The organism is Streptomyces mirabilis, assembly GCF_018310535.1.
GTDB lineage: Bacteria > Actinomycetota > Actinomycetes > Streptomycetales > Streptomycetaceae > Streptomyces.
Window position 1 is genome coordinate 4,507,725 of sequence record NZ_CP074102.1, and the last position, 13,372, is coordinate 4,521,096.

A 13,372-nucleotide genomic window follows, 5' to 3' on the forward strand; every position below is an offset into this window, starting at 1 on the left:
CGTCCGATGAGGGGATGTGAGGGAAACGAGAAGCGACGGGGAGCTGCTGCGGGCCATCGCGGCGGACACGGACCGTCGCGCCTTCGAGGAGCTGTACCGGCGGTATGCGCCGTGGCTGACCGCGCGGCTGCGCGGCCGGTGCGCCGATACCGGGGTCGTCGACGACGTCGTGCAGGAGACCTTCCTCGCCATCTGGCGCGGCACCGCGAGTTACCGGGAGGAGGGCGACGCGGCGGGCTGGCTGTGGCGCATCGGCTCGCGGCGGCTGATCGACACACTGCGTGGCGACGGCGCGCGCGGCCGGTTGCGCCAGACGCTGGCCCGCTTCCGCCACCGGCACGAGGCCTCCGCCGAGGAGCGCGTCCTCGCCGGGGTCGAACACGGCGACCTCGCGGGCGCGTTGATACGGCTCTCGCCCGAGCTGCGCGCGGTCCTCCAGGCCACGGTGATCGACGGACTCACGACCCGGGAAGCGGCCGTCCTGCTCGGCATTCCACCCGGCACGGTCAAGACGCGGGCCCTGCGGGCGCGCAAGCAGCTGCGGGAGGAGCTGGCATGAGCGGCGGAGATGACGAGGCCATCGGCGGAGACCGCCGGGACATGGATGGGGGTGGAGAGAACATGCGCGGGTTGGACGAGGACGCGGCCACCTTCGGCACGTCCGGTACGGGCGGTGCATCCGGTACGGGTGGCACGGGCGGTGGCGGGTTGGACCCGGCCGCCGGTCGGGGCGCGTCCGGTGCGTGTGACGCCGATCGGCCCGCGCCCGGCGCCGGCGGCTCCCCGGACGGGCGTTGGCACGCGGACGCCGAGGACCTCCGGGCCTATGCGCGGGGCGAGTTGGCGCCGCCCCGGCTCTGGTCCGTCGACACCCACCTCGTGGCATGCGCGCCCTGCCGGGAGGCGCTCGCCACCGTGAGCGATCCGGTCGTCCTGGACGCCGGATGGGAGCGGCTCGACGCCGAGCTGGACGCGCCACGACCACGGCTGCTCGAGTCGCTGCTGGTGCGGATCGGCGTCGCCGACCACACGGCACGGCTGCTGGCGGCCACGCCCGTGCTGCGCCGCTCCTGGCTGGCCGCGGTCGCCCTCGTGCTCCTCATGACGGTGGTGGCGACCGACGCCGGACGGGTCGCGCCCTCGCCCACGCTGTTCCTCGCCCTCGCTCCTCTGCTCCCGCTCGCCGGCGTCGCGCTGTCCTACGGACCGGTGCTCGACCCGACGTACGAGATGGCCGTGGTGTCACCCCTCCACGGATTCCGGCTGCTGATGATCCGCACGGTGGCCGTGCTCACCACCGGCCTCGTTCTGAACGGCCTCGCGACCCTCGCACTCCCCGCCTACGGGCTGCGCGCGCTGGCCTGGCTGCTGCCCGCCCTCGCCCTCACCGGGACGGGGCTCGCGCTGACCGCCCGCTGGGGGCCGGTCCTTCCGCCCTGCCTGGTCGGCGGAGCGTGGGTCACGCTGCTGATGGTGGCCCACGCGAAGGCCGACGGCGGCACCCTCGCGCCGTTCACGGCACTCGGCCAGGGCGTCGCCGGCGCGGTCGCGGTACTGGCCGCCGGGCTGCTCTATCTCGTGCGGGACCGGTTCGACTTCTCCCCCGCGCACACCCTCTTCGCCGACCACTCCGATTTCTCCGACAGGAGCGCCGCATGACCCCCACCGTCTCCGCCTCCGGGCTCACCCTCCGGTACGGCGGGACCGTCGCCCTCGACGACGTCTCCCTGCGCCTGAGCGAGGGCGTCACCGGGCTGCTCGGGCCCAACGGCGCCGGGAAGACCACCCTGTTGCGGGTGCTCGCCACCGCCGTGCCCGCCGACCGGGGAGCCTTCACGGTGCTCGGGCACGACCCCGGCACGTCCTCGGGCCGCCTGGACGTGCGGCGCGCGCTGGGCTATCTGCCGCAGACCCCGGCGTTCCACCCGGACTTCTCGGCCTTCGAGTTCGTCGACTACGTGGCGATCCTGAAGGAGCTGACGGACCGCTCCGCCCGGCACCGGGAGGTGCGGCGCGTGCTGGAGACCGTGGACCTGTCCGACGTACGGGGCAAGCGCATCAAGAGGCTGTCGGGCGGTATGCGCCAGCGGGTCGGGCTGGCCGCCGCGCTGGTCGGCGACCCCGGCTTCCTCGTCCTGGACGAGCCGACCGTCGGCCTGGACCCCGAACAGCGCATGCGGTTCAGGGAAATGATCGCCGAGGCGGGCATGGGACGCACGGTCCTGCTCTCCACTCACCAGACCGAGGACGTCGCGATGCTCTGCCACCGCGTGATCGTCATGGTCCGCGGCGGCATCCGCTTCGAGGGCACCCCGGCCGAGCTGACCGCGCGGGCGGCGGGGCGGGTGTGGAGCAGTACGGCCCGCGACCCCGGCGCGAGAGCCGGCTGGCGTACGGGCACGGGCTCCTTCCGCAATGTCGGCGACCCGCCCAAGGGCGCCGATCTCCTCGAACCGACGCTGGAGGACGGCTACTTGCTCACTCTCGACGGCGAGCCGGCGGAGGTGGCGGCGTGAGCGAGCTGGTGACCCGCACGGTCGTGGAGGAGGCGGCCCCCACGGGGGTGGAGCCGCCCGCCCGGGACCTGCACCCGAACAGGACGAGGGCCGTCATCGCCCTCGCCCGCTTCGAGGCACGCGAACTGCTGATGCAGATCCCGGTACTCGTCTTCCTCCTCCTGTACGTCGCCTACACCGGCTGGGGGATGTTCAACGGCCGGGAGGGCATGGACGACTATCCCGTCCTCCAGGATGTCGACCGCTCCACCCAGGGCGCCCCCCTGCTCCTCGCCCTCGTGCTGTTCGTCAGCATCAACCGCGCCGTGCTCCGCTCCCGCCGGCACGGCACCGACCAGCACTTCGAGGTGCTGGTCATGGAGCCGTGGCGGCGCTCGCTGGCCCACGCCCTGTCGGCCGTGCCGTTCGCGGTCCTCACCGCGCTGGTCGTGGGGTTCGAGTTCATCTGGGCGGCCCTGAAGCCCGGCGCGGTCGGCCACGGCTCGGTCGCCGAACTGCTCGTGGGCCCGCTGTCGATACTCCTCGCCGGTGTCCTCGGCGTCCTGGTCGCACGGTCGATCCCCTTCGCGTTCGTCGTCCCGCCCTTCATCATCGGTATGTACGTCATCACGACCCTCGTGTCCGCGAGCACACAGGGCACGCACTGGGTGCGATGGCTGGCACCGGTGGTCACCGAGGAAGGCGCCCACCCGTTGCCCTCCGACCTGCTGGGCCGCCCGGCCGCCTGGCACGTGCTGTATCTGGTGGGGCTCATCGTGCTGCTGCTGTGCCTCGCACTGCTGATCAACGGCGGTCGTACGCCCAGGATCAAGGCGATCACGGTCCTCGCCCTCGCTGCGATGGCCCAGGGCATCGCGGGGCAGGCCCCGGGTGACTCGGCCGCGCTGATCGCGGCCCGCGCGAAGGTGTCCGCCACCTCGGAGAAGGTGCAGACCTGCGTCGCGCACGAAAGGTCGACGTACTGCGCCTACCCCGAGTGGACCGGCCAGACCGCCGACTGGGCCGAGGTGGTCCAGCGCGTTCAGTCCCTCGCGGGCGGCCCGGCCGCGGCCGAGCGGCTGACCGTACGGCAGCGGGTGAACGCCGGCTACGGCCTGGAGAGCGACTCCGCGCTCGACCCGGCCAAAGCGCCAGGGGTGGTGACTGTCACTACACGCTGGGGCGGCAACCGGATCCCGGAGTTCGCTGTGGGGGTGGCCTCGGTTCTGGTGACGGGGGACGAGACGTCCAGCGGCGAAGTGTGCGACGCCCGCGCGGTGATCATCATGTGGCTGGCGTTGGGCTCGGAGTCCCACCCGCTGACCGTGTTGCGCCATCTTCGTATCGACGACTCCATCGACGGCGGAGGGGTCGCCCTCGCGCCCACGAACCCGGTCTCCATGAACGCCGCACAGACAGAGGTGATCAAGGAGTTGCTGCGCAAGCCCCGCTACAGCGTCATCCCCAAGGTGAAGGCCCACTGGGCGGAGCTCACATCCCCCAAGGCGACGACGGCCCAGGTGGCTGAGCTGCTGGGAGTCCGGGCGCCGACCGGCCCGGGCGCGCTGAACGTCAAGACATGCGAGGAGTGACCGTGCTCGACGACGCAGTTACGGCCGGAAGCGCGGAGAGTGCCGGAGGCACCGGGGGTGCGGAGAACGCCGGAAAGGCGGGAACGGTGGGAACGGTGGGAAGTGGGGTGACCGCGGGCGGCATTCCGTCCCCGGGGCGGCCGTTCACCGTGGCCCGCGCCCTTCTCCGTCCCCTCTGGCGCACCCTCCCCCGGAGGGCGCTGGTGACCGGTGCCGTACTGGGGCTGCTGCTCGCCGGGATGCCGCGGCTGTTCTCCCTCCGGCTCGACACGGGGGCCGGCCTCAACCTTCTGCGGGCCGCCGCGCTCACCTTCGCTCTGGGTCTGGCCTTCCTGCTGGACGATCCGGCCCGGCACATCACCGCGGCGGTGCCGACCCGGCGTCCCGTGCGGGTCGGCCTGCGGGTGGCGCTCGTCGCCCCGTCGGCCGTGTTCTGGTGGACGGCCGCGCTGTTTCTCATACCGGAGCAGGCCCGGCCGCCGGTGGGCGCCGTGACCTTGGAGGCCGCCGCCACGGCGTTGCTCGCGACGGCGGCCGCGGCGGTCATGGTGCGGTTCACCAACCGGGCCGAGCCGGGAGGCGCGGTGTGCGTCGGACTACTGGCCATGGCGGTGCTGGCACCCCTGCTGCTCCCCCACCGGTGGACGCTCTTCCCCGCTCCGTCCGACCCGCGCTGGGACGGAGCACACCAGGCATGGGCGGTGGTCCTGGTCACGGCGGCGCTGGCCGGGGCGTGGTCCAGCGTGGAACCCCTGAGGACGTGGCGGCCCGCCGTCTTCGCTCACCGGTGACCTGAAGACGCGGGCGCGGACAGGCAGGGACACCGGACCGACAAGGACAGCGGACCGACGGTCAGGACTCGCTTCGGTACATCAGGTCCGTCTCGTGCGTGCGGAAGCCGAGCCGCTCGTACACGGTCACGGCCGCCTTGTTGTCGGCGTCGACGTAGAGCATGGCGGTCGGCAGACCCTGCCGGGCGAGGTGGCGGAGCCCGATCGTGGTGAGGGCCTTGCCGAGGCCGCCGCCCTGGGCGCCGGGTCGGACTCCGAGGACGTACACCTCACCGAGGCCCTCCTCGGCGTGGACCTTCGTCCAGTGGAAGCCGACGAGTTCGTCGCCGCGGAAGGCGAGGAAGAACCCGGACGGGTCGAACCACACCTCCGCCTTGCGGTCGTCCAGGTCGCGCTGGGTGAGGGAGCCCTGCTCGGGATGGTGGGCGAAGGCCTCGGCGTTCAGGGCGAGCCAGGCCGCGTCGTCCTGGCCGGGCACGAAGGTACGGACGTGCACGCCGTCCGCGAGCTTCGGTTCGGGCAGGTCGAGGTCGGTCAACGGCCGCCGCAGCTGGCGCAGTTCACGGAAGAGGGTGAGGCCGAGGACCTGGGCGAGATGCCGCGCTGCGGAGTGACCGCCGTGCGCCCACACACGCAGCCGCTTGCCGGACTCGGCGAGCAGGGCCGAGCCCAGGGCCCGGCCGTGGCCGTGGCCGCGGTACGCCGGGTGCACGACCAATTCGGCGGCCGGGGCCTCCACCGGGTCGGTGTCCTCCAGCTGCGCGTACCCGATCAGCTCGTCGCCGAGGGTCAGCAGCAGATGGCGCACGCCCTCGCGGGCGCCGCCCTTCAGCTGGAGCCGGCCCTGCTCGGATACCGCCTGCTGCCCGTCGGCCCGGGCGGCCTCCGCGAGCAGCCGGAGCACATCCTCGGCCTGGGCCGGGGAGAGCGCGGTGTGGGTCTCGATGGAGCGGGTGAGGGCGTGGGGCGCGGTGTCGTCGCTGGTCATGGATACGAGGGTACGGCGCGGTGTTTTGCGGACAAGGAGTTGCGCGGAGTCGATGTGGCTCGTGGCGGGGTGCGGAGGGGCTTCCGTCAGGTGGTGGTGAGGCGATGGCAACCAGTCTGTAACCCCGAACCCCCTGTTGCGCTACGCGCGTTGATTCTAAAGTGCGCGTAAAACCACAGCCGTCCCACAGCTCTCACAGCTCTTGCCGTTCTCGCGGCACCCACGGCTCAGACAGCTCCGACGGCTCCGACAGCTCCCAGGGGGGAACCCATGCCGCCGACGCCCCGGCACAGACGTACCCATCGCATCCTCGCCGCCGCCGCTGGGCTGGCCACGGTCGGCGCCTTGGCCGCCGCGATGCCCGCGAGCGCCGGGCAGGACAGGTCGACCCCGCACCACCACCCCGGCAGCGGCCGCTACCAGGACGTACAGCTGCTGTCCTTCAACGACTTGCACGGCAACCTGGAGCCGCCGGCCGGATCGTCCGGCCGGGTCACGGAGCTCCAGGCGGACGGCACGACGAAGTCGATCGACGCGGGCGGTGTCGAGTACCTCGCCACGCATCTGCGCGAGGCCCGCAAGGGCAACAAGTACTCCATCACGGCCGCCGCCGGAGACATGGTCGGCGCCTCCCCGCTGATCTCCGGGCTCTTCCACGACGAGCCCACGATCGACGCGCTGAACAAGCTCGACCTGGATGTGACGAGTGTCGGCAACCACGAGTTCGACGAGGGTGCCAAGGAGCTGGCCCGCCTGCAGAACGGCGGCTGCCACCCCACGGACGGCTGCTACGACAAGAAGGCGAAGTTCCGGGGAGCCGACTTCCCGTACCTCGCGGCGAACGTCACCGACGAGAAGACCGGCAAGCCGATCCTCAAGCCCTACTGGGTCTGGAAGAAGAACGGCGTCAAGGTCGGCTTCATCGGCGTGACGCTGGAAGGCACCCCGAACATCGTGTCGGCCGACGGAGTCAAGGGACTGAAGTTCGGCGACGAGGTCGAGACGATCAACAAGTACGCCAAGGTGCTCCAGCGCCAGGGCGTGAAGTCGATCGTCGCGCTGATCCACGAGGGCGGCGCGCCCGCGTCGACGGCGTACAACTACGACTGCGACAGCCCCGGCGCCGGTGACGGCATCTCCGGGCCGATCGTCGACATCGCCAAGAACGTCACGCCGGCCGTGGACGCCCTGGTCACCGGTCACACCCACCAGGCTTACGCCTGCACCATCCCGGACCCGTCGGGCAAGCCCCGCATGGTGACGTCGGCCTCGTCCTTCGGCCGCCTCTACACGGACACGACGCTGACGTACGACCGCTGGACCGGCGACATCGCGCGTACGGCGGTGAAGTCGGCGAACCACGTGGTCACCCGTGACGTCGCGAAGGCCGCCGACATGACCTCCCTGATCAGCAAGTGGAAGACGCTCTCCGCCCCGATCGCCTCGCGTCCCATCGGTTACATCGCGGGCGAGATCGGCAACACCGGTAACGAGTCTCCGCTCGGCGACATGATCGCCGACGCGCAGCTCGCGTACGCCAAGTCCGTCGACCCCGAGGCCGACCTCGCGGTGATGAACCCGGGCGGCATCCGCGCCGGGCTCACCTACGCGGCGAGCGGCAGTGAGGGCGACGGGGTGGTGACGTACGGGGAGGCGTACACGGTCCAGCCGTTCGCCAACACCGTCAACCTGGTGAACCTCACCGGCGCTCAGGTGATCACGGCACTCCAGCAGCAGGTCAGCGGGGCCAACGAGGCCGCGCCGAAGATCCTGCAGATCTCCAAGGGCCTGACCTACACGCTGGACCTGACGAAGTCCGGCGCGGCACGGGTGGTCGCCGACTCGGTCAAGCTCAACGGCGCGGCGATCGACCCCGCCGCCACCTACCGCGTCGCGATGAACTCCTTCCTCGCGGGCGGTGGCGACGGCTTCGCCGAGCTCGGCAAGGGCGCGGACGTCCTGGTCGGCGGCGACGACCTGGCGGCCTTCGAGTCCTACCTGACGGCCAACTCCTCGGCCACGGCGCCTTACCCGGTGCCGACGGCGGACCGGATCACGGTCGTGCGGTAGTCCCTTACGGAACAGGCGGGGCCGGTACGCGGACGCGTACCGGCCCCGCTTTTTTCGACCTAAATTCTGTGTGAGTAGTGGATTGGTTCCACGGCCCACCTGAAAATTTGTTTCAGCTGTAATTCATTGAGGTCTTATCCGAATTGGCGATTTCAGGATCCGGAGTCCCGTAGTGTTTTCCATGTCGAAAGCGAACAGCGCAAACGGCAAAGGGAATTCACCCGCAGGGAACAAGGAGACACCCATGAGCTTCCACAAGATCGCCCCGGTCAAGAAGCACCACAAGCCCGCTCCGGCCCCGAAGAAGCCCGCGAAGCGCCGGCCCGCGGAGCCGGCCCCGATCGCGCAGAAGCCCGGGCGCCGCCCTGTCGGCAACAAGTAAGCAAGATCCACCCCCGATTAACAGATCCACCCGCGACCAGCGGATCAGTCAAAGCTACGAGAGGGAAACTCATGAGCTTCCACAAGATCGCCCCCGTCAAGAAGCACCACAAGGCCGCCCCGGTCGCGAAGCGCCGACCGGCCGAGCCGGCCCCGGTGGCGAAGAAGGCCGTCGCTCCGAAGAAGCGCCCGGTCAGCCGTCAGGGCCAGTAGCAGCACGCACGAGGCGGGGTCCCCGGGAATTATCGGTTTCCGGCGGCCCCGCCTCGGCCATGTTCCGGACCGGAAAGGGAAGTTGATTTGATATGCGGGAAGTACGGGAGGCATTCGCACGCTTCTGGCCGCTGACGCGCGGCGACCGCAAATGGCTGCTTCTGATCATCGGCTGCGTGGTCGTGGCCGCGCTCGCCGAGACGGCCTCGATCCTGCTCTTCGCACAGCTCACGGACCACGCCCTGAAGGCCGGTTCGCTCTCCGCGTTCTGGGAGCCGGCCGGAGCCTGGCTGGGTGTCGCCGTGATCGGCGCGATCGTCGGCTACCTCGGCAACTCGCTCGCCGTGTGGACCGCGGAGAGATTCGTGCTGCGCCTGCGTGCGAGTGTCTTCCGGCACGTCCAGGACCTGCCGCCCGACTTCTTCCAGAAGCACCGCCAGGGCGACCTGGTCGAACGGCTCACCGGTGATGTCGAAGCCATCGAGCAGATGGTCGTGTCGGGTGTCGTCGGGACGGTCTCCGCCGCCTTCTCCGCCGTCTTCTACGCCACCGCCGCGCTCTGGCTGCGCTGGGATCTCGCCCTTGTCACCTTCCTCCTCGCCCCTCTCTTCCTCGTCGCCGCCCGCCGGTTCGCCGGCCGCATCAAGACCGCCTCCCAGGAGGAGCGGGCCGCCGACGGCGCGATCACCTCGGTCGTCGAGGAGTCCCTCGGCAACGTGGTGCTGACCCAGGCGTACAACCGCCGCCGCGCCGAGGAGAAGCGGCTCGACCGCGAGGCGCGTGCCTGGATGCGGGCGTCGGTGCGCGGGGCACGGGCGAGCGAGATGTACGAACAGTTCGTCGAGGTCGTCGAGACGCTGTGCGTGCTCGCGGTGATCGGCCTCGGTGCCTGGGAGATCTCGCAGGGGCGCATGTCGCTGGGCCAGTTGCTCGCCTTCGCCGCGTTCCTCGGCTACCTGTACCCGCCGATCCGCAATCTGGGGCAGCTCGGCCTCACCCTCACCGCCGCCACCGCAGGCGCGGAACGCATCCAGGAGATCCTGGACACCGAACCCGCCGTCACCGAACCCGCCGAGCCCGTCCGGGACTGGCCCGTGCACGGCTGGGTCAGCTTCCACGGCGCGTCGTTCCGCTACCCCGGCGCCGAGTGCGAGTCCCTGCACGATGTGACCTTCACCGCGGGCCCCGGCGAACTCGTCATCGTCACCGGCCCGAGCGGCGCCGGAAAGTCGACGCTCTCCAAACTGCTCACCCGCTTCTACGACCCCACGGCCGGCGTGGTCTGCCTGGACGGCGTCCCGCTGACCGACGTGTCCCTGGAGTTCCTGCGCGAGAACGTGGCGCTGCTGCCCCAGGAGACGCTGATCCTGCACGGCACGATCCGCGAGAACATCGAGTGCGGCAGGCCGGGCGCGTCCCAGGCGGACATCGAGCGGGCGGCGACGGACGCGGTCGCGCACGACTTCATCAGCGCGCTGCCCGACGGATACGACACCGAGATCGCGCCCGGCACCGCCACCCTGTCCGGCGGCCAGCTCCAGCGGATCGCGATCGCCCGCGCGATGCTGCGCGCCGCGCCCGTCCTGGTCCTCGACGAGCCGACCGCCGGGCTCGACTCGATCGCCGCACGCCGGGTGGTGCAGCCGCTGCGGCGGCTGATGGCGGGCCGTACGACCATCATGATCACGCACGATCTGAGCCTCGCCCCCGACGCCGACCGGATCCTGGTGGTGGACGGCGGCCGGCTGGTGGAGGCGGGCACGCACGACGAGCTGATGGCGTGGGGCGGGGCGTACGCCCGGCTCGCGACACCGGAACTCGACTACTTGGCGGCGCGGAGCGTGTAGCCGAGCCCCCGCACGGTCTGGATGAGCCGCGGTTCGCCGCGGCTCTCCAGTTTCCGGCGCAGGTACATCACGTACACATCCAGTGTGTTCGACGTCGGCTCGAAGTCGAAGCCCCAGACCTCCTTGAGGATCTGGGCGCGGCTGAGGACCTTGGCGGGATGCCGGAGCAGATACTCCAGCAGGGCGTACTCGGTCCTGGTCAGGTCGAGGGGGCGGTCGGAGCGGGTGACGGTGCGGGTGGGTCGGTCCATGGCGAGGTCCGCGAAGGCGAGCCGGTCGTCGAGACGGGGAGCGCACTGTTTCGGCTGCGGGCTGCGGCGCAGCAAGGCCCTGACCCGGGCGAGGAGTTCCTCGGCGGCGAACGGCTTCATGAGGTAGTCGTCGGCGCCGTTGTCGAGGGCGACGATACGGTCGCCGACCGCGTCCCGGCCGGTGATCATGAGGATGGGGACGGTGGACCCGGAGGCTCTGATCCGGCGCGTCGCGGCCAGCCCGTCGAGGCCGGGCATGGTGACGTCCATCAGCACCAGGTCGGGCCGCTCGTCCACTCCGGCCACCAGTTCGAAGGCCTCGCGGCCGTCCCCCGTGAGGACGGTCTCGTACCCCTCGAACCTGAGCAGCCGGTCGAGCCCCTCACGTACGGCCTCGTCGTCATCGGCCAGCAGGATCTTCCGCGCCATCCCCCCAACGTGTAACGGGGCGCTGTGGGAGGGCTTGGAGAGGGGTGTGGGGAGGCTGGGCGGTGTCCGCGCCCAGCCTCCCCGGCCGGGAAGACCCGGCCTTCCCCAGGAGGCCCTCCGGCCTCCCGGGGAGTCAGGAGACAGCGATGGACGTCAAGAAGCAGCGAGGGACGTCACGAGGTCCCGGTGGACGTCAGGACGCGGTGGGCGTCCAGTCGCCGAGCCAGTCGGCGATCGACTGGCCCGCGGCCTGCGCGTCCGTCAGCTGCGGCCGCTCACCGCTCGCGGCCCCCGCGCCGGCGCCGCTGTTCTTGTACTCCGCGAAGCGGTCGTTCTTCCAGGAGAAGCCGCCCATGTCGGACCACGGGTTCGACCGGATCGCGGCGCTGAGCGTGGAGTTACGGACGGTCGTCTGCGGCCTGAGGGCGGCGTCGCCGCCCGCGTGCCAGTTGCGGCCGAGGGAGAAGGAGCCCGCGGCGACATCGCCGGTCACCGTGGAGTGGGTGATCAGGAAGCCCTTGCGGTCCGCCTGCGTGCTGGGCGCGGTGACGAAACCGGCGGACGAACCGTCCCAGCGCTTCTTCAGGTTGATGACCGACTTGTTGATCACGGCGGTGGCGCGGCCGAAGACGAAGTCGACGTTGCCGGTGATGTAGGAGTTGGTGACGTAGACCCGGCCGGGCTTGTCCGAGCCGGGGGTCTCCATCTCCAGGGTGTCCTGGTCGCCGCTGACGATGACACCGTCGAGCACGACCTTGTCGGCACCGGTGCGCAGGGCCACGGCCTGGTGCCCGAGCACGCTCTGGTTCTTCGCCTCGTCGAAGTCGTTGGCGATGGTGAGGTTGCGGGCCTGGAAGTCGTCGCCCTCGACGGCGACGGTGGCGCTGCCGGTGGTCCCGTACGTGGATCCGTCGGCCTTCTTCGTACCGGCCGCGTTGCCGAAGGTGATCACCGTGTCCTTGCGGCTGCCGCCCGAGCCCTGGAGGGTGATGTGCGGCTTGTTCGAGGGGACCTTCACCGTCTCGCGGTACGTGCCCGGCTCGACGGAGATCGTGACGCGCGCGGTGTTGTTCGAGGGTACGGCGTCGACGGCGGCCTGCACGGTCCTGTACTGCCCGGAGCCGTCCTGGGCGACGGTGAGGACCTTGCCGGTGACGGTCGGGGTACTGCTGGTCGGCGTGGCGGACGTGGTGCCGAGCGAAGTCCGCGGCCCGGCCAGGGACTTGAGGAGCGCCGGCACGTCGGCGGCCTTGTCCAGCGTGTACTTGTAGTACGTCTTCGGGTCGAACGGCGTACCGCTGCCGCCGCTCTCGTTGCGGCCGGTGGTGCCGGAGAAGACGTTGCCGCGCTGCACGAGGGTCGCGGTGCTGTCCCGGATGACGGGGTTGTTCATGCCCTGGAAGTAGCTGTTCTCCAGGACCATGTTGGTCTTGCCGCGCGCGTAGTTGCCGTACGAGGACGTGATGGCGGTGCCCGCGTCGTCCTCCAGGTAGTTGTTGTAGAGGTGGGCGTGGGCGACGTTGTCCGTGGACGGGTTGCGCTGCTCGGTCTCGCGGATCCAGTTGTGGTGGATCGTGATGTCCGCCGTGGTGTTGGCGGTCCAGCCGATGCCGAAGGCCTTGTTCTCGTTGCTCAGCCTGTTGTACGAGACCGTCAGGTACGTGGTGTCCTTGCGGCTGTCGATGAGCCCGTCGGCCATGTGCCGGATGTCGTTGTGGTCGATCCACACATGGTGGGCGCCGTCCATCTGGATGCCGTCGAAGTCGTGCTCCTTGTCGTTCCAGATGCCCTGGTACGCGTCGCGGATGGTCAGGTTCCGGATGATGACGTTGTGCACGCCCTGACCGAGGAAGAAGCCGCCGCCGACGATCTGCCCGGCGGTGCCGGAGCCGACGATCGTCTTGTCGCTGGCGACCTTGATCTCCTTGCCGACCGGGTCCATCGTGATCGTCGCGGCGACGACGATGACGTACGGGTCGGCCGAGGTCGCGTACTTCTCCAGGTCGGCGAGGGTCTTCACGGTGACGGTCCTGCCGTCGCGCCCGCCGTAGGTCCCGTTCTGCCCCATGGCGTGGACGGAGGCGAAACCGTCGGCGGCCTCGGTGGCCCAGGCCGGGGTGTTCGTCGCGGCCGACGCCTTCGGCTGGGCGTCGTCGCCGAAGAGTCCGAACACCGTGCCGTACGCCATCGCTCCGGCGGCGGTCAGGGCCAGCGGCACACCGACGACGAGGGCGGTTCTGCGTCTGCGGTGGCGCGCCTTGCGGATCTCAGTCACGTGGTGGTCCCGTTCGAGTGCTGTGGAGGGCGTCCGTCAC

Annotated in this window: 12 protein-coding genes; 9 read left to right on the top strand and 3 right to left on the bottom strand. The window is 70.6% G+C overall.

What is annotated here, in order from left to right; genetic code table 11:
• Positions 1-16: 16 nt before the first annotated feature.
• The 5 genes from SMIR_RS19955 to SMIR_RS19975 all read left to right on the top strand — a co-directional run bounded on the left by SMIR_RS19955 (position 17) and on the right by SMIR_RS19975 (position 4,878).
• A complete protein-coding gene (locus tag SMIR_RS19955; RefSeq protein ID WP_168493076.1) occupies positions 17-559 on the top strand; it encodes an RNA polymerase sigma factor in 543 nt (180 codons plus the stop codon).
• Between the two features lie 281 nt (positions 560-840).
• On the top strand, positions 841-1,659 hold the full coding sequence (locus SMIR_RS19960) for a zf-HC2 domain-containing protein (protein WP_249938629.1): 819 nt from the start codon (positions 841-843) through the stop codon (positions 1,657-1,659).
• Positions 1,656-2,516: an ABC transporter ATP-binding protein gene (locus SMIR_RS19965; protein ID WP_101404254.1), complete on the top strand. Its 861-nt coding sequence runs from the start codon at positions 1,656-1,658 to the stop codon at positions 2,514-2,516. The genes SMIR_RS19960 and SMIR_RS19965 overlap by 4 nt, the downstream gene beginning before the upstream one ends.
• Positions 2,513-4,087: an ABC transporter permease gene (locus SMIR_RS19970; RefSeq protein WP_249938442.1), complete on the top strand. Its 1,575-nt coding sequence runs from the start codon at positions 2,513-2,515 to the stop codon at positions 4,085-4,087. The genes SMIR_RS19965 and SMIR_RS19970 overlap by 4 nt, the downstream gene beginning before the upstream one ends.
• Positions 4,075-4,878 (top strand): ABC transporter, encoded by an 804-nt coding sequence (locus SMIR_RS19975; protein WP_249938443.1) that lies wholly within the window; start codon positions 4,075-4,077, stop codon positions 4,876-4,878. The genes SMIR_RS19970 and SMIR_RS19975 overlap by 13 nt, the downstream gene beginning before the upstream one ends.
• A gap of 61 nt (positions 4,879-4,939) precedes the next feature.
• Here the strand turns inward: SMIR_RS19975 and mshD are convergent, their stop codons facing one another.
• Complete coding sequence (mshD, locus tag SMIR_RS19980) at positions 4,940-5,866, bottom strand: mycothiol synthase (protein WP_168493074.1); 927 nt, start codon at positions 5,864-5,866, stop codon at positions 4,940-4,942.
• A 270-nt stretch (positions 5,867-6,136) separates the two neighbouring features.
• On the opposite strand from mshD, the gene SMIR_RS19985 reads away from it, so the two are divergent.
• From SMIR_RS19985 to SMIR_RS20000, 4 genes are all read left to right on the top strand, one after another.
• On the top strand, positions 6,137-7,936 hold the full coding sequence (locus SMIR_RS19985; RefSeq protein ID WP_212727200.1) for a bifunctional metallophosphatase/5'-nucleotidase: 1,800 nt from the start codon (positions 6,137-6,139) through the stop codon (positions 7,934-7,936).
• Between the two features lie 244 nt (positions 7,937-8,180).
• Positions 8,181-8,318 (top strand): hypothetical protein, encoded by a 138-nt coding sequence (locus SMIR_RS19990; protein WP_168493072.1) that lies wholly within the window; start codon positions 8,181-8,183, stop codon positions 8,316-8,318.
• Between the two features lie 71 nt (positions 8,319-8,389).
• The gene (locus tag SMIR_RS19995; RefSeq protein ID WP_168493071.1) at positions 8,390-8,530 is read left to right on the top strand and encodes a hypothetical protein; all 141 of its coding nucleotides are present in this window, start codon (positions 8,390-8,392) and stop codon (positions 8,528-8,530) included.
• Positions 8,531-8,622: 92 nt separating this feature from the next.
• Positions 8,623-10,377 carry an ABC transporter ATP-binding protein gene (locus SMIR_RS20000; protein WP_212727201.1) on the top strand — a complete coding sequence of 585 codons (1,755 nt, stop codon included), beginning with the start codon at positions 8,623-8,625 and terminating at the stop codon, positions 10,375-10,377.
• Here the strand turns inward: SMIR_RS20000 and SMIR_RS20005 are convergent.
• Complete coding sequence (locus SMIR_RS20005) at positions 10,353-11,057, bottom strand: response regulator transcription factor (RefSeq protein ID WP_212727202.1); 705 nt, start codon at positions 11,055-11,057, stop codon at positions 10,353-10,355. The genes SMIR_RS20000 and SMIR_RS20005 overlap by 25 nt on opposite strands.
• A 193-nt stretch (positions 11,058-11,250) precedes the next feature.
• Complete coding sequence (locus SMIR_RS20010) at positions 11,251-13,332, bottom strand: pectinesterase family protein (protein WP_248002992.1); 2,082 nt, start codon at positions 13,330-13,332, stop codon at positions 11,251-11,253.
• Positions 13,333-13,372: the final 40 nt, after the last annotated feature.